23 protein-coding genes are annotated in these 24,659 nt (G+C 46.8%); 16 read left to right on the forward strand and 7 right to left on the reverse strand.

Annotated features, from left to right (window positions below):
- Positions 1–87 precede the first annotated feature (87 nt).
- From radC to CEQ32_RS18575, 5 genes are all read left to right on the forward strand, one after another.
- The gene (gene radC, locus CEQ32_RS18555) at positions 88–765 is read left to right on the forward strand and encodes a RadC family protein (protein ID WP_088586577.1); all 678 of its coding nucleotides are present in this window, start codon (positions 88–90) and stop codon (positions 763–765) included.
- Between the two features lie 121 nt (positions 766–886).
- Entirely contained in the window at positions 887–1,123 is a 237-nt protein-coding gene (rpmB, locus tag CEQ32_RS18560) for a 50S ribosomal protein L28 (protein WP_006079870.1), read from the forward strand.
- Between the two features lie 6 nt (positions 1,124–1,129).
- Positions 1,130–1,303 carry a 50S ribosomal protein L33 gene (rpmG, locus tag CEQ32_RS18565; protein WP_006079871.1) on the forward strand — a complete coding sequence of 58 codons (174 nt, stop codon included), beginning with the start codon at positions 1,130–1,132 and terminating at the stop codon, positions 1,301–1,303.
- Between the two features lie 312 nt (positions 1,304–1,615).
- Positions 1,616–2,935, forward strand: a complete 1,320-nt coding sequence (argA, locus tag CEQ32_RS18570) for an amino-acid N-acetyltransferase (protein WP_055647679.1) — start codon at positions 1,616–1,618, stop codon at positions 2,933–2,935.
- A 103-nt stretch (positions 2,936–3,038) separates the two neighbouring features.
- Positions 3,039–3,557 (forward strand): PH domain-containing protein, encoded by a 519-nt coding sequence (locus tag CEQ32_RS18575; RefSeq protein WP_088586579.1) that lies wholly within the window; start codon positions 3,039–3,041, stop codon positions 3,555–3,557.
- Positions 3,558–3,609: 52 nt separating this feature from the next.
- Here the strand turns inward: CEQ32_RS18575 and rarD are convergent, their stop codons facing one another.
- Positions 3,610–4,497 carry an EamA family transporter RarD gene (gene rarD / locus CEQ32_RS18580; RefSeq protein WP_088586580.1) on the reverse strand — a complete coding sequence of 296 codons (888 nt, stop codon included), beginning with the start codon at positions 4,495–4,497 and terminating at the stop codon, positions 3,610–3,612.
- A 98-nt stretch (positions 4,498–4,595) separates the two neighbouring features.
- Between rarD and CEQ32_RS23235 the strand changes: the two genes are divergently transcribed.
- Positions 4,596–4,718, forward strand: a complete 123-nt coding sequence (locus CEQ32_RS23235; RefSeq protein WP_258195979.1) for a hypothetical protein — start codon at positions 4,596–4,598, stop codon at positions 4,716–4,718.
- Here the strand turns inward: CEQ32_RS23235 and CEQ32_RS18585 are convergent.
- Positions 4,715–5,179: a thioesterase family protein gene (locus CEQ32_RS18585; protein ID WP_011718513.1), complete on the reverse strand. Its 465-nt coding sequence runs from the start codon at positions 5,177–5,179 to the stop codon at positions 4,715–4,717. The genes CEQ32_RS23235 and CEQ32_RS18585 overlap by 4 nt on opposite strands.
- 275 nt (positions 5,180–5,454) lie before the next feature.
- Here CEQ32_RS18585 and recQ point away from each other — a divergent pair, with 275 nt between their 5' ends.
- A complete protein-coding gene (gene recQ / locus CEQ32_RS18590) occupies positions 5,455–7,278 on the forward strand; it encodes a DNA helicase RecQ (RefSeq protein ID WP_037428886.1) in 1,824 nt (607 codons plus the stop codon).
- Here recQ and CEQ32_RS18595 read toward each other — a convergent pair.
- Positions 7,260–9,038: a diguanylate cyclase domain-containing protein gene (locus CEQ32_RS18595; RefSeq protein WP_088586581.1), complete on the reverse strand. Its 1,779-nt coding sequence runs from the start codon at positions 9,036–9,038 to the stop codon at positions 7,260–7,262. The two genes, recQ and CEQ32_RS18595, sit on opposite strands and share 19 nt — an antisense overlap.
- 495 nt (positions 9,039–9,533) lie before the next feature.
- On the opposite strand from CEQ32_RS18595, the gene leuA reads away from it, so the two are divergent.
- From leuA to CEQ32_RS18630, 6 genes are all read left to right on the forward strand, one after another.
- Entirely contained in the window at positions 9,534–11,102 is a 1,569-nt protein-coding gene (leuA, locus tag CEQ32_RS18605) for a 2-isopropylmalate synthase (protein WP_055647674.1), read from the forward strand.
- Positions 11,103–11,153: 51 nt separating this feature from the next.
- The gene (gene leuB, locus CEQ32_RS18610; protein WP_055647673.1) at positions 11,154–12,248 is read left to right on the forward strand and encodes a 3-isopropylmalate dehydrogenase; all 1,095 of its coding nucleotides are present in this window, start codon (positions 11,154–11,156) and stop codon (positions 12,246–12,248) included.
- On the forward strand, positions 12,248–13,672 hold the full coding sequence (gene leuC, locus CEQ32_RS18615; RefSeq protein ID WP_055647672.1) for a 3-isopropylmalate dehydratase large subunit: 1,425 nt from the start codon (positions 12,248–12,250) through the stop codon (positions 13,670–13,672). Before leuB ends, leuC begins: the two co-directional genes overlap by 1 nt.
- Before the next feature lie 24 nt (positions 13,673–13,696).
- Complete coding sequence (gene leuD / locus CEQ32_RS18620) at positions 13,697–14,302, forward strand: 3-isopropylmalate dehydratase small subunit (RefSeq protein ID WP_023265756.1); 606 nt, start codon at positions 13,697–13,699, stop codon at positions 14,300–14,302.
- Positions 14,303–14,829: 527 nt separating this feature from the next.
- Positions 14,830–16,176, forward strand: a complete 1,347-nt coding sequence (locus tag CEQ32_RS18625; protein WP_055647671.1) for an outer membrane protein transport protein — start codon at positions 14,830–14,832, stop codon at positions 16,174–16,176.
- A 228-nt stretch (positions 16,177–16,404) separates the two neighbouring features.
- A complete protein-coding gene (locus CEQ32_RS18630) occupies positions 16,405–17,304 on the forward strand; it encodes an IS982 family transposase (RefSeq protein ID WP_088585327.1) in 900 nt (299 codons plus the stop codon).
- Positions 17,305–17,316: 12 nt separating this feature from the next.
- On the opposite strand, the gene CEQ32_RS18635 is transcribed toward CEQ32_RS18630, so the two are convergent.
- A complete protein-coding gene (locus CEQ32_RS18635; protein ID WP_088586582.1) occupies positions 17,317–18,540 on the reverse strand; it encodes an NAD(P)/FAD-dependent oxidoreductase in 1,224 nt (407 codons plus the stop codon).
- A 423-nt stretch (positions 18,541–18,963) separates the two neighbouring features.
- Between CEQ32_RS18635 and glpK the strand changes: the two genes are divergently transcribed.
- On the forward strand, positions 18,964–20,448 hold the full coding sequence (gene glpK, locus CEQ32_RS18640; RefSeq protein WP_037428871.1) for a glycerol kinase GlpK: 1,485 nt from the start codon (positions 18,964–18,966) through the stop codon (positions 20,446–20,448).
- A 69-nt stretch (positions 20,449–20,517) separates the two neighbouring features.
- Here the strand turns inward: glpK and CEQ32_RS18645 are convergent, their stop codons facing one another.
- The 3 genes from CEQ32_RS18645 to CEQ32_RS18655 form a co-directional block, all read right to left on the reverse strand.
- Positions 20,518–20,835: a hypothetical protein gene (locus tag CEQ32_RS18645; RefSeq protein WP_037422850.1), complete on the reverse strand. Its 318-nt coding sequence runs from the start codon at positions 20,833–20,835 to the stop codon at positions 20,518–20,520.
- Positions 20,836–20,928: 93 nt separating this feature from the next.
- Complete coding sequence (locus CEQ32_RS18650; protein ID WP_055647669.1) at positions 20,929–22,002, reverse strand: PepSY domain-containing protein; 1,074 nt, start codon at positions 22,000–22,002, stop codon at positions 20,929–20,931.
- Positions 21,999–22,706 (reverse strand): hypothetical protein, encoded by a 708-nt coding sequence (locus tag CEQ32_RS18655; RefSeq protein ID WP_055647682.1) that lies wholly within the window; start codon positions 22,704–22,706, stop codon positions 21,999–22,001. The genes CEQ32_RS18650 and CEQ32_RS18655 overlap by 4 nt, the downstream gene beginning before the upstream one ends.
- 519 nt (positions 22,707–23,225) lie before the next feature.
- On the opposite strand from CEQ32_RS18655, the gene mraZ reads away from it, so the two are divergent.
- Both mraZ and rsmH read left to right on the forward strand, forming a co-directional pair.
- Positions 23,226–23,684, forward strand: a complete 459-nt coding sequence (gene mraZ, locus CEQ32_RS18660) for a division/cell wall cluster transcriptional repressor MraZ (RefSeq protein ID WP_037428867.1) — start codon at positions 23,226–23,228, stop codon at positions 23,682–23,684.
- 30 nt (positions 23,685–23,714) lie between these two features.
- Positions 23,715–24,656: a 16S rRNA (cytosine(1402)-N(4))-methyltransferase RsmH gene (gene rsmH, locus CEQ32_RS18665; RefSeq protein WP_011624305.1), complete on the forward strand. Its 942-nt coding sequence runs from the start codon at positions 23,715–23,717 to the stop codon at positions 24,654–24,656.
- The last annotated feature ends 3 nt before the right edge of the window (positions 24,657–24,659 follow it).

A 24,659-nucleotide genomic window follows, 5' to 3' on the forward strand; every position in this document is an offset into this window, starting at 1 on the left:
CAAAGCGATGAATTGGCGTGACTGTCCCAGTTCAAAAAATCTCGTCCATACTTGCTAAAGTAAAAATATGCGACGACAGGAGGTCACATGGCGATTAAGGATTGGCTAGAGGGAGAAGGGCCGCGGGATAAGTTATTGCTAAAAGGCGCTAGTCATCTCTCGGATGCCGAATTACTGGCGGTGTTGTTGCGTAATGGCCTGTCTGGGCTGAATGCCGTAGACCTTGCCCGCTCACTTATTCAAGAATTTGGTGGTTTAAGAAGCTTACTTTGCGCACCAAAGCATCAGGTGTGTCGACTTCCTGGCGTGGGACCTGTAAAATACGCCCAGCTTCAAGCCGCGGCTGAATTAGCGAGGCGTGTGGCACAAGAAAACCTGCAGAGAGGTCAGGTTTTGACAAATCCCGATTTAACTCGGGATTATTTAATGAGACAATTAGCTGACCGCTCCTATGAAGTGTTCGCAATTTTGCTGCTGGATAGCCAGCATAGAGTGATTCAGTTCGTCGAATTATTCCGCGGAACAATAGATTCAGCCTCAGTGTACCCACGTGAAGTGGTGAGCTTAGTGCTGGAGAAAAAGGCTGCTGCCGTCATAGTGTGTCACAATCATCCGTCTGGTATTGCCGAGCCCAGTCAGGCTGACAGACGAATAACTGAGCGATTAAAAAATGCGTTGGCAACCATAGATGTATCCCTGTTGGATCATATGGTTGTTGGTGATCGAGAGATAGTTTCCTTCGCGGAACGAGGCTGGATTAATTAATCTAACACTTGATCTTCACTCTGTGATCGTGTATAAAATGCGCCCTCTTTGTGCCTCGGGCGACGGCCATACGAGGCACATTAATGCTCGAGCGTTAAAATTGTTTTTGGAGAAGATTGACATGTCAAGAGTATGCCAAGTTACTGGCAAGAAGCCGATGGTTGGTAACAACCGTTCGCACGCAAAAAACGCGACCCGTCGTCGTTTTTTACCTAACCTACAAAACCACCGTTTTTGGTTAGAAGAAGAAAAACGTTTCGTACAGTTACGTGTATCTACTAAAGGTATCCGTCTGATCGATAAGAAAGGTATTGAAGTTGTTGTTGCTGAACTTCGTGCCCGTGGCGAGAAGGTGTAATAGATCATGGCTAAAGCTAAAGGTAATCGTGAGAAGATCAAATTAGTTTCTACAGCTAAAACTGGTCACTTCTACACAACTGAAAAAAACAAGCGTAACATGCCAGAAAAAATGGAAATCAAAAAATTTGATCCAGTTATTCGTCAGCACGTTATCTACAAAGAAGCAAAAATCAAGTAATCCTTGTTTAGTGTTTCGAGAAAAGCCCCTTATCTAAGGGGCTTTTTTTTGGCTTTTCGTCATCAAGATGAGATAAATCTGTCCCATATTTGGCGATTGCGACTAAATCATATTTGGTTAAAAAAATGTAATCATTTATCAAAAGTGCAATTTTTTGAAAATATAAGCACTTTGTTGTATTAAAACTGCATTTTAATGAGAATAAATTCTTTATTGGTGAATTAAAATGCAATACTATACGCGGGTTTTCGTTATTCACTCCTGGTAAGCCATTTTGGGGGTACCAGCTTAAATATGAGGTGTAAACAACGCGTGCGTACCACTGAACTGGTTGATGGATTTCGTCATTCTGCCCCTTACGTTAATGCCCATAGAGGGAAAACCTTTGTGGTGATGTTGGGTGGCGAGGCTTTAGCACAAAATCAATTTCGCGGCATTTTGAATGACGTGGCGTTGTTACACAGTTTGGGTATTAAAGTGGTGTTGGTGTATGGCGCGAGGCCGCAAATCGATGCAGCGTTAGCCGCCAATGGGATTGAACCCGCCTACCACGAAGGTGTACGTATCACGGATGAAGACTCACTCAAAGTCATTAAGCAAGTCGCGGGTGCATTACAGTTTGATATTACCGCGCGTTTATCGATGAGTTTAAGCAATACGCCGATGCAAGGTGCGCAAATTAACTTAGTCAGCGGTAACTTTGTGATTGCTCAGCCACTGGGCGTCGATAATGGTGTGGATTTTTGTCTAAGCGGCAAAGTGCGCCGTATCGATACTCAAGGGCTTAAGCGTCAGCTCGATAACCACTGTATCGTGTTGATGGGGCCGATTGCTGCATCCGTCACTGGCGAAAGCTTTAACCTCACGGCCGAAGAGATTGCCACTCAGGTTGCTATCAAGCTTAAGGCCGACAAGATGATTGGCTTTAGTTCGCAAAATGGCATCCTCGATCGCAATGGCGATGTGATTGCCGAATTAATGCCAAATGATGCGCAAAATATTCTGACTAAGCTTGCTGAGCAAGGTTCTGCCTGTGTGGGCACGATGGCTTTCCTCAAGGCGAGTATTGATGCGTGCCGTAATGGGGTACCCCGTTGTCATTTGGTTAGCTATCTTGATGATGGTGCCTTGCTGCAGGAGTTGTTCTCCCGCGAAGGCATAGGCACGCAAATCGTGACAGAAAGCGCTGAGCGCCTGCGCCGCGCATCGATTAGCGATATTGGCGGCATATTGAATTTAATCCGTCCTCTGGAAGAGCAAGGGATTTTGGTGCGCCGAAGCCGTGAGCAGCTTGAGATTGAGATCGAGCAGTTTATGTTGATTGAGCGAGACGGCTTAGTGATTGGCTGCGCGGCCCTGTATCCGTTCGAGGAGGATAACGCCGGTGAGTTTGCCTGTTTAGTGGTGCATCCAGATTATCGCGATGCGGATAGGGGCAGTCTGCTGCTGAAAAACATCATAGGTCAGGCGCGTCATCGGGGTTATTCCCGTTTGTTTGCCTTGACTACCCGCAGCATTCACTGGTTCTTAGAACATGGCTTTGTGATTGAAGATGTGGATGCATTGCCGCAGAAGAAAAAGCAGTTGTATAACTATCAGCGCCGCTCTAAAATTCTCGCCCTTGATCTGTAAGCTTTTTACGCTTGATAAGATGCCAGCCTAACGCTGGCATTTTTGTTGACATAATATGTCTTTGTTGGCAGATTAAGCTTTTCTTCCTTAAGGACTGCCCACCATGGTGACTCAGTTTTTCTCCCTCGCGCCTCTGACTCAAACTTCAATTTTAAGCTTTATTATCTTGTTGTTAGGTTTAGCAGGCGTACTGTGGATGTTGTGGGTTAAACCTATGCCGAAAGTGGCTAAATCGGCGAGCTTAGGCATCTTGTTAGTAATGATTGGCGGATTTTCTTGGGTGTTTTATCAATCCCATAATGCTGAAATCGCGTTAACCGACACCGAACTAAAACTCGATATTCCCTTCTATAAAGTGCAATTAGCGCGTTCCGAACTGTTAGTCGAGCAGGCGCGTCTTATCGACTTGAAGCAGGAGGCGGATTTAGCGCCCAGCTTTAAAACCAATGGTATCGGTATGCCTGGGTATCAACTTGGCTGGTTTAATTTGAAGGGGAAGGGCAAGGCATTTGTGGCAGTGACGGATAAATCCGAGCTAGTGTTAGTGCCAACGACACGAGGCTACAATCTGCTCTTGTCTGTGCCCGAGGGCGAGAAATTTTTAGCCCAACTACAAAAGTAGCAGATTCAGTATACTTACCACTACTTTTGTAACCATTGGCTACAGCGCGATATTATCGCGCCGTTTTGCGTTTATAGACCATATCGAAGGTGAACACCAGCAGGGCGCTCCAGATAAAACCAAAGGTGATGCTCTTCTCGGCATCGAAGGGTTCATTGAATAAGGTTACCGCGAGGATAAACATAATACTCGGGCCGATATATTGGAAAAAGCCGAGCATAGACAATGGAATACGTACCGCTGCACCGGCAAAACACAATAGTGGAATCGTGGTAACAATCCCGGCTGCTATCAACAATAAATTAAGGTGCCAATCGTTGGTGAGCATATTCGCCGTGGCGCTATCTAAGGTTGCGACCAGATAAACCAATGCGACCGGTAGTAGGATGGCGGTTTCGACTAGCAGACCCGATTTAGCATCCACGTTGACCTTTTTACGCAGCAGCGCATATACCCCGAAGGTGCCCGCTAAGGCGAGGGAGACAATAGGGATCGAGCCGAATGAGACTAATTGGATCAGCACGCCAGTACTCGCCAGCGCGACGGCAAACCATTGCAACTTGCGTAATCTTTCCCCTAAAAACAGCATGCCGAGCAGTACATTGAGTAATGGGTTAATAAAATAGCCTAGGCTAGCATCGAGCATATGATCATTATTCACTGCCCAGATAAAAATCAACCAGTTACCTGCAATTAACAGAGAGGTGATTGTCAGTACAAGCAGTTGTTTTGGCTGTTTAAACAGCTGGCGCAGTTTTTCAAAACCGCCAATAAACAGCATGATGATCACCATAAATACAAATGACCAGATCACCCGATGCAGTAAAATTTCGGTCGCCGAAACATGGTGGAGTAGTTTGAAATATAAGGGCGCAAATCCCCACATACAGTAAGCACTGACGGCAAGTAGGATCCCTTTGCGGTATTCGGTATCAGGCATGAGACATCTTCGAAGGATAACAGGACGGCGATTGTAGGAGGCTATGGGAATTGACTCAAGGTGTGTACAGCCGCCTTTTTCGTTACAGGATGTCTCTAATGGCGAGTGCTCAACAAAAAGAAGAGGGGAAACAGCTGAAGAATCAAGGTGTTTCCCTTTTGTTTATTGATGTTGAATGCGGTAAATCAATCTTGAAAAAACGATGGGTGACAACGGACTAGCCCACCATATAAGTGCCAGTGCCGAAGGCGATATGGGTTCCTTGCTCATTGTGTAACTCCATTCGGCAGACCGAGACGCGATTGCCGGCTCGGATCACACTGCCGGTGCCTGTGAAAATCTGTCCACGCCCGGGGCGCAGATAATCGACACGCATATCAATAGTGCCTAAGGTTTGCAGCCGTTGCTGTAACTCTTCAACCGTCCAATCATCACGGCTAGCGACCAGTCCTGCAAAGGCGGTGAGCCCTCCTACGACATCAAGCACTGTGGCGGTGACACCACCGTGGAGAATTTGTTGATGAATATTGCCAATGAGCTCTGGCTTCATATTGATCACCACTTCAACGCCATCTATGTCGTATCGCTTGATATCCAGACCCAATAAATTATGAAACGGTACGTGCTGGTCAAACACTTCGGCAACACGTTTGAGTACTTCGGCTTGAATTGGGTTTGTCATGCAGTTCGTCCTTGTAGGCTGTAGGGCTTCTTAGAATAGGGTCGAAGCGGGCGCAATGGCATTCGACTTAGAGCAATTAATCTACCGCTAAGCCTATGTCTAATGCAACTTAAGCCGCTGTGCAGGCAAATCGTCTTAGGTGTTGTGATGAGCTGTGGATGTAGGCTAAACCTATTATCTGATTGTTGGCGTGGGCCAGTTTGGGCAAGATGGCGCAAGACAGGAGCGATTCTGTCCTTTAGAATAGGCGCCCTTACTTTTTAGCTAGAAGATCCATGGAAACTCAGTTACTCGACATACATGATGATCCGCTGTCTCAACGCCTGGCGCAGGTGTTTGGTTACCGTGACTTTAGGGACGGTCAGCGCGAGGTTATCGAACGTGTATGCAGTGGTGAGGACTGCCTGGTGATCATGCCCACCGGCGGCGGTAAGAGTCTGTGTTACCAGTTGCCAGCACTGCTGATGCCTGGCATCACTATCGTGGTATCACCGCTGATTTCATTGATGAAAGATCAGGTCGACAGCCTGTTGCAGACGGGGGTCAATGCCGCCTATTTAAACTCATCGCAGCCGCGGGAGCAGAGTGTAGAGGTGCTTAGGCAGTTGCATCGAGGCGAGCTAAAACTGCTGTATGTGTCCCCTGAGCGGTTGCTGACGGCTGATTTTATCGAGCGCATGCAGTCACTGCCGCTGTCGATGTTTGCTATTGACGAGGCGCACTGCATCAGCCAGTGGGGACATGATTTTCGACCCGAATATGCCGCCCTTGGGCAGTTAAAGCAGCTCTTTCCCCATGTGCCAATGATGGCGCTCACCGCCACCGCGGATCAGGCGACGCGACAAAATATTTGTGAGCGCCTAGGGATTAATCCCTTTAGATTACTATCGAGTTTCGATCGGCCCAATATTCGCTATACGGTTGCCGAAAAGCTCAATGCCGCGAATCAATTACGACAGTTTTTACTGCAACAAAATGGCAGTAGCGGCATTGTCTACTGCAGCAGTCGTCGCCGTGTGGATGAGGTGGCAGAAAGGCTCACCCTGCAAGGGTTTCATGCTAAGGCTTACCATGCGGGCATGACGGCAGAAGAGCGCGGCGAAGTGCAGGATAGCTTCCTTAAAGATCAAATAGATATTGTTGTTGCGACCGTTGCCTTTGGTATGGGGATTAATAAATCGAACGTGCGCTTTGTGGTGCATTACGATATCCCTAAGAGTATCGAAGCCTATTATCAAGAAACTGGCCGAGCGGGCCGTGATGGACTCGAGGCCGAAGCCTTTATGCTGTTCGATCCTGCCGATATTGGGCGAGTGCGCCATCTTATCGAGCAGTCTGAGCCAGGACCGCAGCAGCAGGTGGATTTCCATAAACTCAATACCATGGCCGCCTTTGCCGAGGCACAAACCTGTCGGCGCCAAGTGCTGTTGCATTACTTCGATGAGAGCGCGTTAGAGCCCTGCGGGAACTGCGATATTTGTCTTGACCCGCCTAAGCGTTATAACGGCACCGAGGATGCGCAGAAGGTGCTTTCTTGTATTTATCGACTCGGACAACGCTTTGGTATTAATCATTTGATTGAAGTATTGCGTGGCTCCAAGGGCGCCGCGATTGTTGATCGTGGCCACGATAAGCTCAGCACTTGGGGGATTGGTAAAGATAAGAGCCATGAATATTGGCTGAGTGTTATTCGCCAACTGATCCATTTGGGCTTAGCGAGTCAAGATATTACTCGAGGCTCGTCCATTACTTTAAATCCTTCGGCAAGACCGATCCTTAAGGGCGAGGTGGCGCTGATGTTGGCAGAGCCGCGTATCCAACTCACCAGCATAAAGCGTAAAACGACACAGTCGAGAGTGCCGCTTAACTATGATCGCAAGTTATTTGCCCGCCTTAAAACACTGCGCCGCACCATTGCCGAAGAGCAGGATGTGCCGCCTTATCTGGTGTTTAACGATGCTACTTTAGCGGAAATGGCGGCTATGATGCCGACAAGCCCTGGGGAAATGCTGGCAGTTAATGGCGTGGGGGAACGTAAACTCAGTCGATTTGGCGGTGAGTTCCTCGACGAAATAGCCGCTTATTTAGCGGGGGAGTAGTCGTTTTGTGTATCGGTCACCTTGAGTTTGCTGAGTTGATTGATGTTGGCACGTTTCACTAAAGAATCCAACGTATCAAACTGTTGCATCACTGCAATCCCGATATTGACCTTGCTTGATCCTTGTGATGTTTGAATTGTGGGCGTTAATTGGTTGACGACTCGTTGTGCGCCGCGGGCGGAGGTGTAAGGTAGCACTATCACAATTTCATCCATCGAATACCGTAATAGTATGTCTTGCTCACGGAGTTTATCTTGTAATTTATCGATCAAGGTTGGCAGATCGACTTGGCGAATTTGGCTAGCATTAAAAAGTAATAATGTCAGTGGATAAGCGCCCTGTTTGGCACTATGCAGGGTGAGCTCAAGCTGCTGAATAGGTGCAAGGCGCTTGGATTTGGTGTCAGGTGATGGGGCGTGTTTATTTTGCTTATCAATAAAGTACCAAATGGCGCCACCTAAGAGTGTCATGCTCACTAAAAACAAGGTGCTAAAGGCCCAATCTACATTCAGCTCATCCAGTAAGGTGGGATTGCTCTGTGGATCATCTGCGCTGAGTTGCTGTAATCCCTGCTGATTTAATCTGGCTTTAAACTGCAAAATTCGCATGTTGTTTATTGATTCGTTAGCCAGTTCTGCGGCATCGAAGCGCTTTTGTAAAAATTCGTAGGCGAGTTTGTAGTTATCTTGAGTGTGGTAATAATCACTCAATATACCATAAAACCATTTAAGATCAGTGTATTGCTTAAGCGTTTCGCCTTGTTCAATGGCAGAGTGCATGAGTGTTAGCGCTGCTTCATCCCTATGTTGTGCAAATCGTACTTGAGCGAGTAAACGAGTCGAACGCATCATGGCAACCTGTTGCTTTTGCTGCTTAAAAGTGTTCATTGCAATGGAGATATACTCTTCGGCCGTATCAATTTTGCCTTTATCAAGAGAAATTGAAGCCAGAATGGCATAGCTGTAGGCGAGTTCAAGTGGGGAGCCTATTTCTGGTAGTAAAGTTTTGGCTTGTTTTTCTAGTTGATCACTATATTCACGCTCACCATTATCTAGTGCAATCCGCGCGGCATTGCTCAGCAGTACATGCCGGACTTTTCCTTGGGCATCAGCACTTTTTAATGCCAATCTAGTGTAATACATGGCTTGGGGTAAATCTTCGGTGGCATAGAGTAAACTCCCCATCGCAGCATAGACATAACCCTCTGGCGGCCAGACCCAATTTTGCGTTTGAGTATGGATATCGGGATAGATATCAATAGCGATGCGTAAATCTTCAATTGCGGAGGAAAAATTCTCCGTATTGGTATCCAGTTGCCCTCTTAAGCGGAGTGCATCGATAAGGGCTTGTGGCTGCTGGTAGCGTCTAGCAAGAGTAATTGCGGAGTCCAGTATGGGTAATGCATCTTTAATATTGTCGTAATTTAGATAGGCATCGGCCTGACAATTCAAAAAATAGGGGCGCGCTTGATCTAACTTAAGCTGTTTAGCATGGGCTTCACCCATTTGCGCAAGATTAATCGCCGCTTCATTTTCACCGAGTTGTAACAGGTTTTGACACTTCAATATACTGAGGCGAAGCTTATCAATATTGCTGGTATTATCAGTTTGTTGCTGCTTTTCTAATGCGGTAATTTGTGCCAAAGCCTTGGTTGGATACTGATAAACTTCCGATGTCAATTTATCTAACTGCTCATTAGCGCAAGCCCATAATGGCACAAGCCACAATAATAGGCTCAGCGCTAAGACGCGAAAATCCATTTTTTGCTCCATACCGTGCATTTATTCTAGTATCCGTAACTTCGGGCGAGGATTATAACGTGTATCAGGTTATTTTTGCATAAAAAATGATTTTTTTGTTAAAAGTTTGAGGTGCAGCATTTAATTTATTTATCTTGTATTGCAAGGGATTAACAATACAACCTTGAGACAAACATATCTGTTTCTGCCATTTTGCAGCAGATATATTAAGTAACATGAAAAAAATTGGGGTTGACACATTTAGTCAAGCAAGTTAAATATTAACCAAAGCAATATTCAATCAACAGAATAAATATTTAATTTAAATGAATAGAATTAGCAGCAAACTCGACCTCCTCCTTCTCTCTCTCGCGCCACAAACGCGGAGGTCTTAGTGTTGCTCGCTCGATAGATAGGCAAAACACTCAAAAACCCCGCACCAATGTTGCGGGGTTTTTTGTATCTGAATACGGCAAAAGTTAAATAATGAACGGTGACGTTCCATGGAGAAACCCGATGTCTAACAGAGTCATTATATTTGATACCACCTTACGTGATGGCGAGCAGGCGTTAGCGGCAAGCTTGTCGGTCAAAGAAAAGTTACAGATCGCCATGGCGTTGGAACGTCTCGGTGTCGATGTGATGGAAGTCGGTTTTCCCGTATCTTCCCCCGGTGATTTTGAGTCGGTGCAAACCATTGCTCGCACCATTAAAAATAGCCGAGTGTGCGCATTATCCCGCGCCTTGGAAAAAGATATTGATGCTGCCGCTCAAGCATTATCGGTGGCTGATCAGTTCCGCATTCATACGTTTATCTCCACCTCGACCATCCATGTTGAGAGCAAATTAAAACGTTCATTCGAGCAAGTGTTGGAAATGGCGGTCGGTGCAGTGAAATATGCCCGTCGTTTTACCGATGATGTTGAATTTTCATGCGAAGATGCGGGGCGTACGCCGATTGATAATTTGTGCCGTATGGTGGAAGCGGCGATTCACGCGGGGGCTCGCACCATCAATATCCCAGATACTGTGGGCTACACAGTGCCAAGCGAGTTTGGCAGCATTATTCAAACTTTGTTTAATCGCGTACCGAATATCGACCAAGCCATTATTTCGGTTCACTGCCACGATGACTTAGGTCTGTCGGTCGCCAATTCGATTACTGCTGTGCAGCATGGCGCGCGCCAAATCGAATGTACCATGAATGGGATTGGTGAGCGTGCGGGTAACTGCTCTTTAGAAGAGATCGCCATGATCTTAGCGACCCGTAAGAACCTGCTAGGGTTTGAAACGGGGATCAATGCGAAGGAAATTCACCGAACCTCAAATTTAGTCAGCCAGTTGTGCAATATGCCAATCCAGTCGAATAAGGCGATTGTTGGCGCTAATGCCTTTACCCATTCGTCGGGGATTCACCAAGATGGCATGTTAAAAGCGCAAAACACTTATGAAATTATGACGCCAGAGAGCATCGGCCTGAATCGTAACAATCTGAATATGACCTCGCGCTCCGGCCGTCATGTGATTAAGCATCGCATGGAGGAAATGGGCTACAGCGAGCAGGATTACAACTTGGATGCCCTGTATGAACAGTTTTTAAAATTGGCGGATAAAAAGGGCCAAGTCTTCGATTATGACTTAGAAGCCTTAGCCTTCATGGAGACACAAGCCGCAGAAGATAACTTTTATCAATTACAGCAGTTAGTGGTGCAATCTGACTCAACCGAAGGCGTGGCCACGGCGACGGTGCGTATTGATGTCGGCGGTGAGATTAAAACTGAGGCCGCTACAGGAAATGGCCCTGTTGATGCTGCCTATAATGCTATCGCCCGCGCGACTGACCGCCGTATCGATATCATCAGCTACAAATTGGGGGCTAAGGGCGTAGGACAAAATGCGCTCGGCCAAGTTGATATTACCGCGGTTTACCATGAGCAAAATTTCCACGGTGTCGGGTTAGCGACCGACGTGGTTGAGGCATCAGCCCGTGCATTAGTGCACGTGATGAACCTGACATGCCGCGCCGATAAGGTTGCAGATTACAAACAGAATATGCATAAAAACAAAGAGCTGGGCGGCGTATAGCCAAGGTAATATCGAGCATAAAGTTTTCACATTGAAGGAGTGAGCGGGCGTATGAGTTATCAAATTGCAGTATTAGCCGGGGATGGTATTGGGCCAGAAGTGATGGCCGAGGCGCGTAAGGTGTTAAAGGCGGTTGAGGCACGTTTTGGCCTTAACATTGAATACACTGAATATGATGTCGGCGGTATCGCTATCGACAACCATGGTTGTCCATTGCCAGAGGCAACACTGAAGGGCTGTGAGGCGGCCGATGCCATTCTGTTCGGCTCTGTCGGTGGCCCTAAATGGGAGAAACTGCCGCCCAATGAACAGCCCGAGCGTGGTGCTCTGTTGCCGCTACGGGGTCACTTCGAACTGTTTTGTAACCTACGCCCCGCTAAATTGCATGATGGTTTAGAACATATGTCACCGCTGCGCAGTGATATTTCTGCAAGAGGTTTCGATGTTCTCTGCGTGCGTGAGTTAACGGGTGGGATCTACTTCGGCAAGCCTAAGGGGCGCCAAGGTGAAGGTGAGAGCGAAGAAGCCTTCGATACCATGCGTTACAGCCGCCGTGAAATTAGCCGTATTGCGCGCATTGCCTTTGAAGCCGCTCGCGGACGCCGTAAAAAAGTCACTTCGGTCGATAAGGCAAACGTATTGGCTTGCTCGGTATTGTGGCGCCAAGTGGTTGAAGAAGTGGCGGTCGATTTTCCCGACGTTGAGCTGGAACATATCTATATCGACAACGCGACCATGCAGTTGCTGCGCCGCCCCGATGAGTTTGACGTTATGCTGTGTTCTAACTTGTTTGGCGACATTTTATCGGATGAAATCGCCATGCTGACGGGTTCTATGGGCTTGTTGTCTTCGGCGAGCATGAATAGCACTGGCTTTGGTTTGTTTGAACCCGCAGGTGGCAGTGCGCCGGATATCGCAGGTAAAGGTATTGCTAATCCGATTGCACAAATTCTGTCGGCGGCACTGATGCTGCGCCACAGCTTAAAGCAAGAAGAGGCGGCAAGTGCGATTGAACGTGCTGTGACTAAGGCGCTGAATTCTGGCTATTTAACCGGTGAGCTATTAAGTAGCGACCAACGCCATAAGGCTAAATCGACGGTCGAAATGGGCAACTTTATCGCCGATGCAGTTAAGGCAGGTGTGTAATGACTAATCCTTCAATATCAAGTGCTCCGAAAACCCTGTATCAAAAGGTGTGGGATGCTCACGTTGTAGCAACTCCCGAGGGTGAAGCACCGATCATTTATGTCGACAGACACTTAGTTCATGAAGTGACTTCTCCCCAAGCTTTTAGTGGCTTAAAAGTGGCTGGGCGTAAATTACGTGCCCCGGAGAAAACTTTCGCGACCATGGATCACAACACCTCGACTCGCAGCGCTAGTCTTGATGCCTTAAGCCCGATGGCGCGCACTCAGGTCGAGACCTTGGCGCAAAACTGTAAAGACTTCGGCGTACGCTTATATGATATTCACCATCCTAATCAAGGAATTGTGCATGTTATGGGGCCTGAGCTTGGGATTACCTTACCCGGCACTGTGATCGTCTGTGGTGATTCTCACACCGCGACCCACGGCGCCTTTGGCGCCTTGGCCTTCGGTATCGGCACTTCCGAGGTGGAGCATGTGTTGGCGACCCAGACTCTGCGCCAATTAAAAGCCAAGACCATGAAAATCGAAGTCCGCGGTCAGGTCACCGATGGCGTAACGGCTAAAGATATCGTACTGGCGATTATCGGTAAGATTGGGATGGATGGCGGCACTGGCTATGTGGTTGAGTTTTGTGGTGAGGCCATTGAAGCATTGTCGATGGAAGGGCGCATGACAGTCTGCAATATGGCGATTGAAATGGGCGCTAAGGCTGGCATGGTCGCGCCGGACCAAACCACTTTCGATTACCTAGAAGGTCGTGAGTTTGCGCCAAAGGGCGAAGATTGGGCACAAGCCGTCGTCGCCTGGAAGGCGCTGAAAACCGATGTTGGCGCTGAGTTTGATGCCACCGTGGTGTTGGATGCTGCCGATATCGCGCCGCAGCTCACGTGGGGTACTAACCCTGGACAAGTCGTTGCCATCGATGCGCCAGTGCCTAATCCTGCCGATGAGGTGAATCCAACGATTCGCGCTAGCATGGAAAAAGCACTGGACTATATCGGCTTAACTGCAGGCACGCCAATGACAGATGTGGCGATCAATAAGGTCTTTATCGGATCTTGCACTAACTCGCGGATTGAAGATTTACGCAGCGCGGCGAAGCATGCCAAAGGGCGCAAAGTGGCTGCGGGCGTTACGGCAATCGTAGTACCGGGTTCTGGCCAAGTGAAGGCACAGGCCGAGGCCGAAGGCTTAGATAAAATCTTTATCGAGGCCGGATTCGAATGGCGTTTACCGGGCTGCTCTATGTGTTTGGCGATGAACGATGACAGATTAGAGGCGGGCGATCGCTGCGCTTCGACCAGTAACCGTAACTTCGAAGGTCGCCAAGGCCGTGGTAGTCGCACGCACTTGGTGAGTCCGGCGATGGCTGCTGCAGCGGCGATTGCTGGGCATTTTGTCGATATCCGTAAACCTTACTAACCGTCATCCCAAGAGGAGAAGTTAATGCAACCTTTTACTTGCCATACCGGGCTTGCGGTCATGATCGACAGCGCCAATATCGATACCGATCAAATTATCCCGAAGCAATTTTTATCTAAGGTGACGCGGGATGGATTCGGTGTGCACTTATTCCACGACTGGCGTTATCTCGATGATGCCGGGGATGTGCCTAACCCTGATTTCACTCTAAACAAGCCTCGCTATAGCGGTGCGTCGATTCTGCTGGCACAGGAAAACTTTGGCTGTGGTTCTAGTCGTGAACACGCCCCGTGGGCATTAGCGGATTTTGGCCTGCGCGCCATTATCGCCCCCAGTTTTGCCGATATTTTTTATGGAAACTCCATCAATAACGGTTTGTTGCCGGTGAAGCTGAGCGCGAATGAAGTGCGTCAGTTAATGGATGAGGTGGCGAGCGAAGAAGGCGCACAAATCACCGTCGACTTAACCACTTGTAAGGTGACATCGCCTTCGGGGGCTGAGTTTAGCTTTACACTGGCCGAGTCGGCGCGACATAAATTGCTGAATGGATTAGATGCCATTGGATTGACCTTGTCCCACGGAATGCAGATCAGCGAATACGAATCACAAATCCCAAGTTGGCGATGTTAAGCATTCAGCGAACACTTGTACCTTAATAGAAGTTAATCTTAAACGCCTAGTTCGAAAACTAGGCGTTTTTATTATCTACGCTTAAGTGTTTATGTCTAATGTGTTGTATTTATTGATTTAAAATGGATGGCGGCTTTTCTGTTTCGCAAACAAAATGAATGCCAGTGATTTATGCTGAATTTTAATAGGTAAAATGGCTTACAGGTGTTTATAGGTTTTTTGTGGTTTAGTGTATTGTTTTTAAATTGGTTTAAGTATTTTTGGTGTTGCTTTTAAAATGCTTTCAGCAAATATCTTGTTGAAAAAATACTGATTATTCTTGTTTTAAAAGTGATTTATCTCACTAAAAATATTGATTAGGTTGTTTTTTCTAGTTTTTTTATCTGTTTTATTCCGGCTTGTTGCAAACATCTTCTGCATCGGTAAACTGCCGTGCATTCAATCTGGAGTGTTTGCTCTATTTTGTGTGAACGCCATTGTGACCAAGTTACTGGCACAGATAACAATAATATTTTTCGAGAATAACAATGCAAAAACGTCTTCTGACCTTGGCTGTGACTGCAGCCTTATTAAGCACAACGACTCAAGTGTATGCCGCAGGTTTTCAACTTGCCGAATACTCGGCAACTGGCTTAGGCCGCGCCTTCGCCGGTGAAGCCGCAATTGCTGATAATGCTTCGGCACAAGCGCGCAACCCTGCGATGCTGACCTATTTAGAAGGTCGTCAGTTATCTGCTGGTGGTATCTATGTGATGCCCAATGTAGATGTGAAAGGTGACGTGAGCCTAAGCTCGCCTCTGCTTGGTCCAAATCCAATCGTGATGAACGGTGATGCTATCGACGTAGCCGATGACGCTTTGGTACCTAACTTTTATTATTCCAATCAGTTGAATGACCAATGGACTTGGGGTCTGGCAGTTAACTCGAATTATGGTCTCGCCACTGAATTGCCTGCGACCCATGCTGCGGCTATTTTTGGTAACAAGACCTCGGTCACTACTGTTGAGTTTAATCCAAACATTGCCTATCGCATCAATGATGCTGTTAGTATTGGTGGTGGTGTGCGTATCGTTTATGGCGAAGGTGAAATCGGTGCTTCGTTACCGGGCTGGGTGGATAAAATTAAACCTGGTTTACCTCCACAAGTGGCAGGCATGTTACCGTCGGGTGGCACTGAGCTGAAAAGCATGAAGGGTGATGACATTGGCTATGGTTGGCAACTCGGTGCTAGCTGGCAAATTAACCCTGCTCATCGTTTAGGTTTGGCTTACCATAGTGGTGTGCAGCTTGACTTAGATGGTCATGCTTCAGGGGTGATTTATGATGGTGGTCAAAATCTGTCAATCGAAGGTTATTTACCACTTGAGTTGCCTGCGTTTGCCGAGTTGTCGTCTTATCATCAATTGACAGACAACTGGGCGATGCACGCCAGTGTTAACTGGACTGATTGGAGTGTATTCGATCAGTTAGTGGCGTACTTCCCTGGTGAAGTTAAGCCAAAGGGCGACTTAGAATCTGACTTAGTGAAAGAAGAGCACTTTGAAGATAACTGGCGCTTTGCGTTAGGTACGACTTATCAAGTGAACAATGAGTGGTTAGTGCGTGCGGGTGTGGCCTTAGATAAAACGGCGGCAACTAATGAATGGCGTACAACAACTATCCCTGACTCAGACCGTCTGTGGTTCTCTGTTGGTGCGGGCTATCAGGCGACTAAAAACCTGAATGTTGATTTTGCACTGACCTATATCCGTGCCACGGGTGATGCGCCAATTAACGAGCAGCAAAATCTGTTAAACCTAGCGACTGTTAACTTTAACGGTGAAGCGAGCGGTAATGTTTGGTTAGCGGGTATCCAAATGAGCTACAAGATGTAATATCAAGTTTGATTAAAAAAGCCCTGAATTTTCAGGGCTTTTTTGTCTGACGCTGATCTGTTATTCCGGTTCCTTAGGCTCGTGGGTGCGGTGAATGCCTAAACTGCCGAGTACATATTTTTCATAAATAACCTGAGCTTCGGATAAGAATTTAGCTCCCAAAAGGAACTAAATGCTCGTTCCCTGATCCGATCATTCGACCAAGAGTGATTAGAAAAAGGAACGAGCATGAACAAACTAGTTGAAACTTACTGTGATGTCGATGATTTCTGTCAGTTATTTATCCCACATTGGCAACGCTTATTGCTTGATAATGGTGAAATGAAGCGTAATAGACCTTGTCGCCTTTCTCCCGCAGAAGTGATGACCATTATCATTCATTTCCATCAATCACATTACCGAGATTTCAAAAATTATTATCTGCACTATGTTTGTCGCCAGCTAAAACCCTATTTTCCAGAGTTGTTGAGCTACACTCGTTTCCTTGCATTAATGCCTAGCGTCGTTGTCCCTATGTGTAGCTATCTGACTTCAAAGCTTGGAAAGCCAACGGGAATTCAGTTTGTCGACTCCACTAAAATTGAAGTCTGTCATATTATTCGAGCGAAGCGAAATAAGGTTTTTGAAGGCATTGCCGAACATGGAAAGGGAACTATGGGCTGGTCGTTTGGATTTAAACTGCATCTTATTATCAATCACTTGGGTGAAATTGTAGCGTTAAAACTGACGAAAGGTAATGTCGATGACAGGCAACCTGTCAGTGAAATGGCTGAGTCTCTTTTTGGTAAGCTTTATGGTGATAAAGGCTATATTAGCCAAGCCCTAACAGGTGAGCTTTTGGAAAAGGGCGTTGAGTTAATCACCACAGTTCGTAAGAACATGAAGAAAAAGTTTATTTCTCTATGGGATAGAGCAATCTTAAAAAAGCGATTCATCATTGAAACAGTGAATGACCAATTGAAGAACATTTCCTATATTGAACACTCAAGACACCGCAGCGAGCATGGGTTCATGCTCAATCTACTTGGTGGATTGATTGCATATTGTTTAAAAGAAGAAAAGCCATCGTTAAATCTAACAGCTCAGGAGCTTGAACTGTTAGATAGCTCTAATTTAGTGCTGGCTTAACCAGATCTGAGGTTAAATAGGTTCGCTAGTGCCATTGCGGACTTTGTAGAGAAAGTATTTCTCAAAGGCAATTTTGGCCACATGTACCCATTTACCCATAGATGTCCAGTTAGCATTGCGGGGAGGATTTTGGGGAAGAGCCACAAAGGCGGCACCCTTATCTCCCATGTCGGCCAAACAAATAGCATTAAGTGTTGGATGGGTCTTGGGAGGCTCGCCTTTTAAACTGGAAAGAATATTATCCACAATAGCAGTGGTCATAGATTCAATCATAAAACCCGTTTTAGGTACGCCAATGGGTACGGGAGTTTTTTCCAATGGTGGGAGTGCTACGCACACGCCAGCGGCATAGATTTCTGGATAACGTGGTGAGCGCTGGAACGTGTCGGTGAGTACAAAGCCCTTCTCGTTACACAGTTCTGGTACTGCTGCTATCGCAGGACTGCCTTTAAAAGGGGGTAAAAACATCGCAAGGGAGAAGGGTAAGGTATGTTGAAATTCGACTTCTCCTTTTCTATCTAATTCATCAACATAAGCCATACCTGATTCAAAGTGGGTCGTTTTAGCATTGCAAATCCATTTGATGCTACGTTCTCTAAATTCGTGTTCCATAAGTGACTTAGAGTCTCCCACGCCGCCGAGGCCCATATGACCCACATAGGGCTCGCTGGTGACAAAAGTGATAGGTACATGCTGACGAATTTTGTGTTTACGCAATAAGCTCTCTAGGGATAACACATACTCATAGGCTGGCCCAAAGCAACTTGCACCTTGTAGTGCGCCGACAACCACTGGGCCGGGTTTAGCGAGCAGTTGTTGGAAGCATTCGTAGGCTTTTTCGGCGTGATCAATGGTACAAATAGATTGAGTAAAACCATCTGGACCGGCACCTGGTACGTTTTCAAAGGCGAGTTTTGGGCCAGTACAGATGACTAAGTAATCGTAATTATCTGTTGTACCATCCCCTAAGGTGAGTTGCCTATTCATGGGATCTATATGAGTCACCCCTTCACCGGAATAACTAATCTTACGTTTAGCTAAGTAGGTTCCAATTGGAAGACTGATGTCTTCGCGCTTACGTTCACCGAGTGCTACCCAAGGATTTGAGGGAACAAATTGGAAGTCAGCCCCTTCACTGATCACACCTATTTCACAATCGGAAGGCAGTCGCTGTTTGAGTTCAAATGCTGCCGATACGCCACCTAGTCCCGCCCCAATTACAATGACTCTTTTCATTATCTACTCCTCCGAATGGATATTGTTAACAAAGAACCTGCCTTGGTCTTTGTATAATCTAAATTTTATCAATTAGATTTTTCTAATTATATAAAGCGTAGAAGGTATTTGTTTATTTGCAAAGCGAGTTGGGCGCATTGATGCTTTAGGGGCATTTTGGCTGCAATTAAGCGGGCGTATGCACTTGTGCTGTCCTTATTCTAGATAAACGGATAATAGTGCTGCCCTAGCAAACAGTATGTCATCGGACACGCTACACACCTGAGTATCTTCTTAATGATTTATTTGATTTTATTCACTGTTTCGGCCGATGCTGGTCAAAGACAGCCATTAAGAATATATTCACCCCAAGGGAATTTTGTGGCGATAATGTTGACCATAAAATCTCAATGGCGTTGATTTGGCTTGAAGAAAGGAAAGAGTGTGCAGAAAAAATATGTAGTGGCGTTAGATCAAGGCACAACCAGCTCAAGAGCGATTGTGTTTGACCACGATGCCAATATTGTCAGTGTTTCACAGCGGGAGTTTACTCAGCTTTATCCTAATCCCGGCTGGGTTGAACACGATCCAATGGAGATTTGGGCAAGCCAAAGTTCAGTGCTTATTGAGTCGTTGGCTCGAGCGGGGATTCACAGCGATGAAGTGGCGGCGATTGGTATTACCAATCAGCGGGAAACCACCGTTGTTTGGGAAAAGGCCACAGGCAAACCGGTTTACAATGCCATTGTGTGGCAGTGTCGCCGCAGCGCTGAGATCTGTGAGCAACTGAAAGCGCACGGCTTAGAAGATTATGTGCGTGAGAATACCGGCCTTTTACTCGATCCTTATTTTTCAGGCACTAAGATCAAATGGATCTTAGATAATGTGCCGGATGCACGTGCGAAGGCCAAACGAGGTGAACTGTTATTTGGTACGGTTGACACTTGGTTACTGTGGAAACTCACGGAAGGCAAAGTGCATGTGACCGATCCCACCAACGCCGCTCGCACGTTGCTGTTTAATATCCATAGCTTGAGTTGGGATAGTAAGCTGCTTGAGGCGCTCGATATTCCTGCTGCCATGTTGCCCGAAGTAAAACCTTCCTGCAGTGTCTATGGCACAACCCGTATTGCCGGTGAGGGCAGTGAAATTCCACTGGCGGGGATTGCGGGCGATCAACAGGCGGCGCTCTTTGGCCAGCTCTGTGTTGAGCCGGGAATGGCCAAAAACACTTATGGTACAGGCTGCTTTTTGCTGATGAACACAGGTAACAAAGCCGTGCGTTCATCCCATGGTTTATTAACCACAGTGGCGGTAGGTGCGCAAGGTGAAGTGAACTACGCCCTCGAAGGCTCAGTATTTATGGGCGGTGCGACTATTCAATGGTTGCGGGATGAGCTGGGACTTATTCGCGACGCCAGCGATACCGAATATTTTGCCTCTAAAGTGGCGGATACTAATGGGGTGTATTTAGTCCCCGCTTTTGTGGGGCTCGGCGCACCCTATTGGGACCCCAATGCCCGTGGTGCATTATTTGGATTAACGCGCGGTGCTAACCGTAATCATATTATCCGCGCGGCATTAGAGTCGATTGCCTACCAGAGCAAGGATTTGCTCGATGCCATGATCAAAGACAGTGGCGTCAGTCTAAAGCGTTTGAAAGTGGATGGTGGCGCGGTCGCGAATGACTTTTTAATGCAATTTCAAGCAGATATTACCGATGTTGAAGTGTTACGGCCGAGTGTTTGCGAAACGACCGCTTTGGGTGCGGCATTCTTAGCTGGGCTGGCCGTTGGATTTTGGCACTCGGTAACTGAGCTGGAGCATAAGGCCTGTATCGATAAACACTTCAAACCGAATATTGATGCGAGTAAAAGGGAGCGGTTATACGCTGGCTGGCAAGATGCGGTGGCAAGAACGCGTTCTTAGTTTCGTTTAGGCTTGAAACACATAAGGCGCACCCTGAGGTTGCGCCTTATTTATTTAACGGCCAGCACGTTAAACTTCGATATCGATAATATGTTTGTTAGCTGGCTGCGCTGTGTCAGCGGTATCGTCAGTGACTTCAAGTACTTTTCCTTCTTTTAAATCTTGTTTGTCCGCTGCGCGGCGTTTTTTATTGCGACTGGCATTATCCTGTTTACGTCTTTCCCTGACTTTTGCATCTAGGGTGGGTGGCAATTGCGACTGCGGCGTTTCATGGCTATCGGGCGCATTGGCGGTGGCACTGCTCACCTGATCAACGATCCGCTTTGGGGTTAGTACGGGTTTTACTGGCTGAGCCAGCATAGCGTAAAGACTGTCCAATCCACTCATAGCGCCTCCTTGGTTTATGACCACTTAACCCTTTATCGGCAGGGGCTGCTCAATATTTAGACTATACGCCGATTGAAGCCTATGCGCGACACTCTACTGGCACTCTGACTTTGGCCAATATCTGTGTTGCGCCTTAGTGACGAGTGCAAGTTTGCTAGGGCTGGCCTTGTGTTGGCAGCTTAGGCGAATGCCTTGCTCAAGCTCTGCTATGGTGAGTTTATCCAGATCATAATCATTGGGACTGGGCGCCTGCTCGACAAACCTTAGTTTACACAGGCCGCAGCGTCCGCCACCACCACATTGGGTTCTTAGCCTTTCACTCCCTCGATTAATGCTTTCTAAATAAGTGCCATTGAGCTCGGTAAATTTGGCAAGAGGCTGATTGTCCTGAGTATAAAGCGCCAGTTTTCCTGTTGCGGCCTTACGTCTAAAGAAAGGGAGTGATAACTGACTTTGATGGAATTTATGCCCAAGAATGTAGATACCCGTAAGACCTAATAACAGCGCGGCAATGCTGACGAGTTGTACCAATAAGTGGTTAAAACCAATGCCATTATCGGGAGCATAATCCATAAAATGCAGCATAAAGAGCAGATCTTTAAGATCCGATTGGCGATTTTGGTGGGCAAGAATCAGGCCCGAGGCTGTGTCGATATAAATCCGAGTGCCGACTTCGTCCGAGGCTGTCAGTACTGCAATTGGGCCACTGGCGTCGAATGGCGTTTCATGGGTGAGGATTTGCGGTGCGCTGAGTTCACCAGGGCCTGAGTAACTCTGTTTGGCAATAGCGAGTATATCGGCATCGTTCAAGGATAGCGGTTGGAGTGAGTCCGCCCAAAACCAGCGGTTTTGCTGAGTTGTTGTGAGGGCATACACTGCGCGGCTAAGTACTGAAGTCAACTTAAGCTCGATAATGCCTTCTGCTTGGTATTGTTGCAGTAGATTAGCCGTGGGGGCGAGTGCAGTAGTGGGACTCGCTGTTTGATGCGTGGTGCGATATGGGTTCGCATCGAAAAAACGCTCGTCAATCAGGTTAAAGGCCAGCCCTGTTACGATCCAAATCAACAGTTGTAGGCCAACAATAAGTGATAGCCATTTGTGTAGAGTTTGCATCACTAAACTGATATGGCGTTTACTCTCAGCATTCCGTTTGTTTGAGAAGCTCATTTTGGCTCCTCTTGGGAGTTAGTATTGCGAAAACTGATATAGCTCAACGCCATACCAAAGAGTGCGGTCAATAGGGCGAGTGTACTCATTACCGTGAGTAACGGATTCTGCACATTCTCCCGAGTCTTGTAGTCCATAATGTGCAGCATCCACATTATATCGAACAGCCGCCAGTAATTATGTCGAGCGCTGACCAATTGTCCTGTGACCGCGGAGATATAGAGTGTCGAGTTCATTGCATCGTCCAACTCCAACTGCCATACAGGTAATGCGCGGAGGGAGATTTCATTCGGTGCTGTTTGCTGGTGGAGTGTTGAATGGATGATCTTAGCCTTGCCCGTATATAGTTGCTGAGCGGTGTCGAGTGCTTGTTGTTGATTTAAGAGGGGTAATAATTCTCCCGTCACAGTGCTAAAACGCTGTAATTTCCCCGCTATTTTGGCGCTATAAAAGAGTGTGCTTTGGTGAGCATATAAATTGATTTCTGTTGCATCTGTGTGAGTTTTGATGAAATCCGTCAAGCTATAAGCGGGAGCTTCTACATGGAAAATTGCGGCATTGTTCTTGTTTGCCAAAGGTTTGCCACGGATAAACTCGATATCCATCCATACCATATAAGCACCTGTTGCAACCCATATCAACAATTGAAAGGCGGCGAGGAGTGCAAACCATTTGTGGTAGGTGCGGATCTGAGTTGCGGTCATAGGCGATTTATTGTGAGTTAATCCCATGGGAGTTTTGATCTTCCTCGCAATCGTGAAATAAAAATACTCACCTAATTGCAGAATAAATCTACAACCAAAAATAAAATTTCAGCTATTTATGCTGAAATTTTACACTTTACGGGATCACAAAAAGGTTAATTTTAGGTTTGTTTTGTTACGCGTTGTGAGTCTAGCGTGATTTACCTATGAGGAAAATCCCACATTTACCGAAATTTTGTGGCAGAAATTTCATTGCAACTGCCTGAAAGCAAAAGGCTGCTGTTTTTTTGTCCGCTTTTTATTTCTATGGTTTCCATCGTTTAGCTGATTTTAAGCTGCTCATTTTGTCAAAACATTGTCGCTAAGTTATGGGGTCAACATGCTGCTAACCCGCTTGCCGACTGGCTTTATAAAAGGATCCCATCCCTTGACAATGCTTGTCGACTATCCCTAAACTTAGCATTTGTGGGAAATAGTGGATATTTGTGGATCAAAAAGCAAAGGATAGGATGAATTAGCGTGTTTCGTGGAGCCAGTGCTATCAACTTAGATACAAAGGGACGGATCGCTATTCCAGTGCGATACCGCGAACCTTTGCAACTAGAGCACCAGGGCCGCATCGTCATCACAGTCGATATTCAATCTGCGTGTTTGCTCCTTTATCCCCTCCACGAATGGGAGTTGATTGAGGCTAAGTTGCTCAAGCTTTCGGATACAGATAAAACCCAACGATCCCTTAAGCGCATGTTGCTAGGCTATGCCCATGAGGTGGAGCTCGATAGCAACGGACGCATATTACTGCCACCACCGCTAAGGCAATATGCCAATTTAGATAAGCGCATCATGCTGGTGGGACAGTTAAACAAATTTGAGCTGTGGGATGAGCAAGCTTGGCTGCAGCAAATTGATGAGTGTCAGGAAACGATTCGAAGCGAGGAGCTTGCTAACAACGAGCGTCTGGCGGATTTTTCACTCTAACGAGTCGCATAATTAAATAAGAAGAAATTAATGAGTCAAGAATTTGCCCATTTATCCGTTTTGCTCGAAGAAACGGTTGGCGGTTTAAACATTAAAGACGATGGCATCTATATTGATGGCACGTTTGGCCGCGGTGGTCATTCAAGACAAGTATTGCAAAGACTGGGTGAAAACGGACGCTTGATTGCGATCGACCGCGATCCTCAGGCTATTGAAGCTGCTAAACAATTTGCCGATGATCCCCGTTTTCAAATCGTACACGGTGGCTTTGGTCAGTTAGCCGATTACGTCGAAGAGCTTGGTCTGGTTGGCAAGATTGATGGTGTGTTACTCGACCTAGGCGTGTCCTCACCGCAGCTCGATGATGCGGAACGTGGTTTTAGCTTTTTGCGTGATGGTCCACTCGACATGCGCATGGACAATAGTCAAGGTGAAACCGCTGCCCAGTGGTTAGCCCGTGCTGAAATTGAAGATATGGCATGGGTATTCAAAACCTATGGCGAAGAGAAAAATGCTCGTCATATTGCCCGTTGCATTGCTGCCGACCGCGATAAAACCCCGTTTTTACGTACCAAAGATTTAGCCGATTTAATTGCGCGGATCACCAAAAACAAAGAGCGTAATAAACATCCTGCCACCCGCGTGTTTCAGGCAATACGTATCTATATCAATAGTGAGTTAGATCAAATTGATCAAGCACTTGAAGGTGCATTAACCGTGCTTGCTCCGCAGGGTCGTTTATCGATTATCAGCTTTCACTCTTTAGAAGACCGCATAGTGAAGCGATTTATCCGCCGCCACAGTCAAGGTGAGAGTGTGCCCCATGGTTTACCCATCACTGAAGATCAGATTAATAAGTCGCGTAAACTACGTGCCATTGGCAAGGCGATTATGCCATCCGATGAGGAAATTGAACGCAATGCAAGAGCCCGTAGTTCGGTATTGCGCATTGCCGAGCGACTAGATTACTAGAGG

It is taken from the genome of Shewanella sp. FDAARGOS_354, assembly GCF_002209245.2.
In the GTDB taxonomy this organism is placed as follows: domain Bacteria; phylum Pseudomonadota; class Gammaproteobacteria; order Enterobacterales; family Shewanellaceae; genus Shewanella; species Shewanella xiamenensis.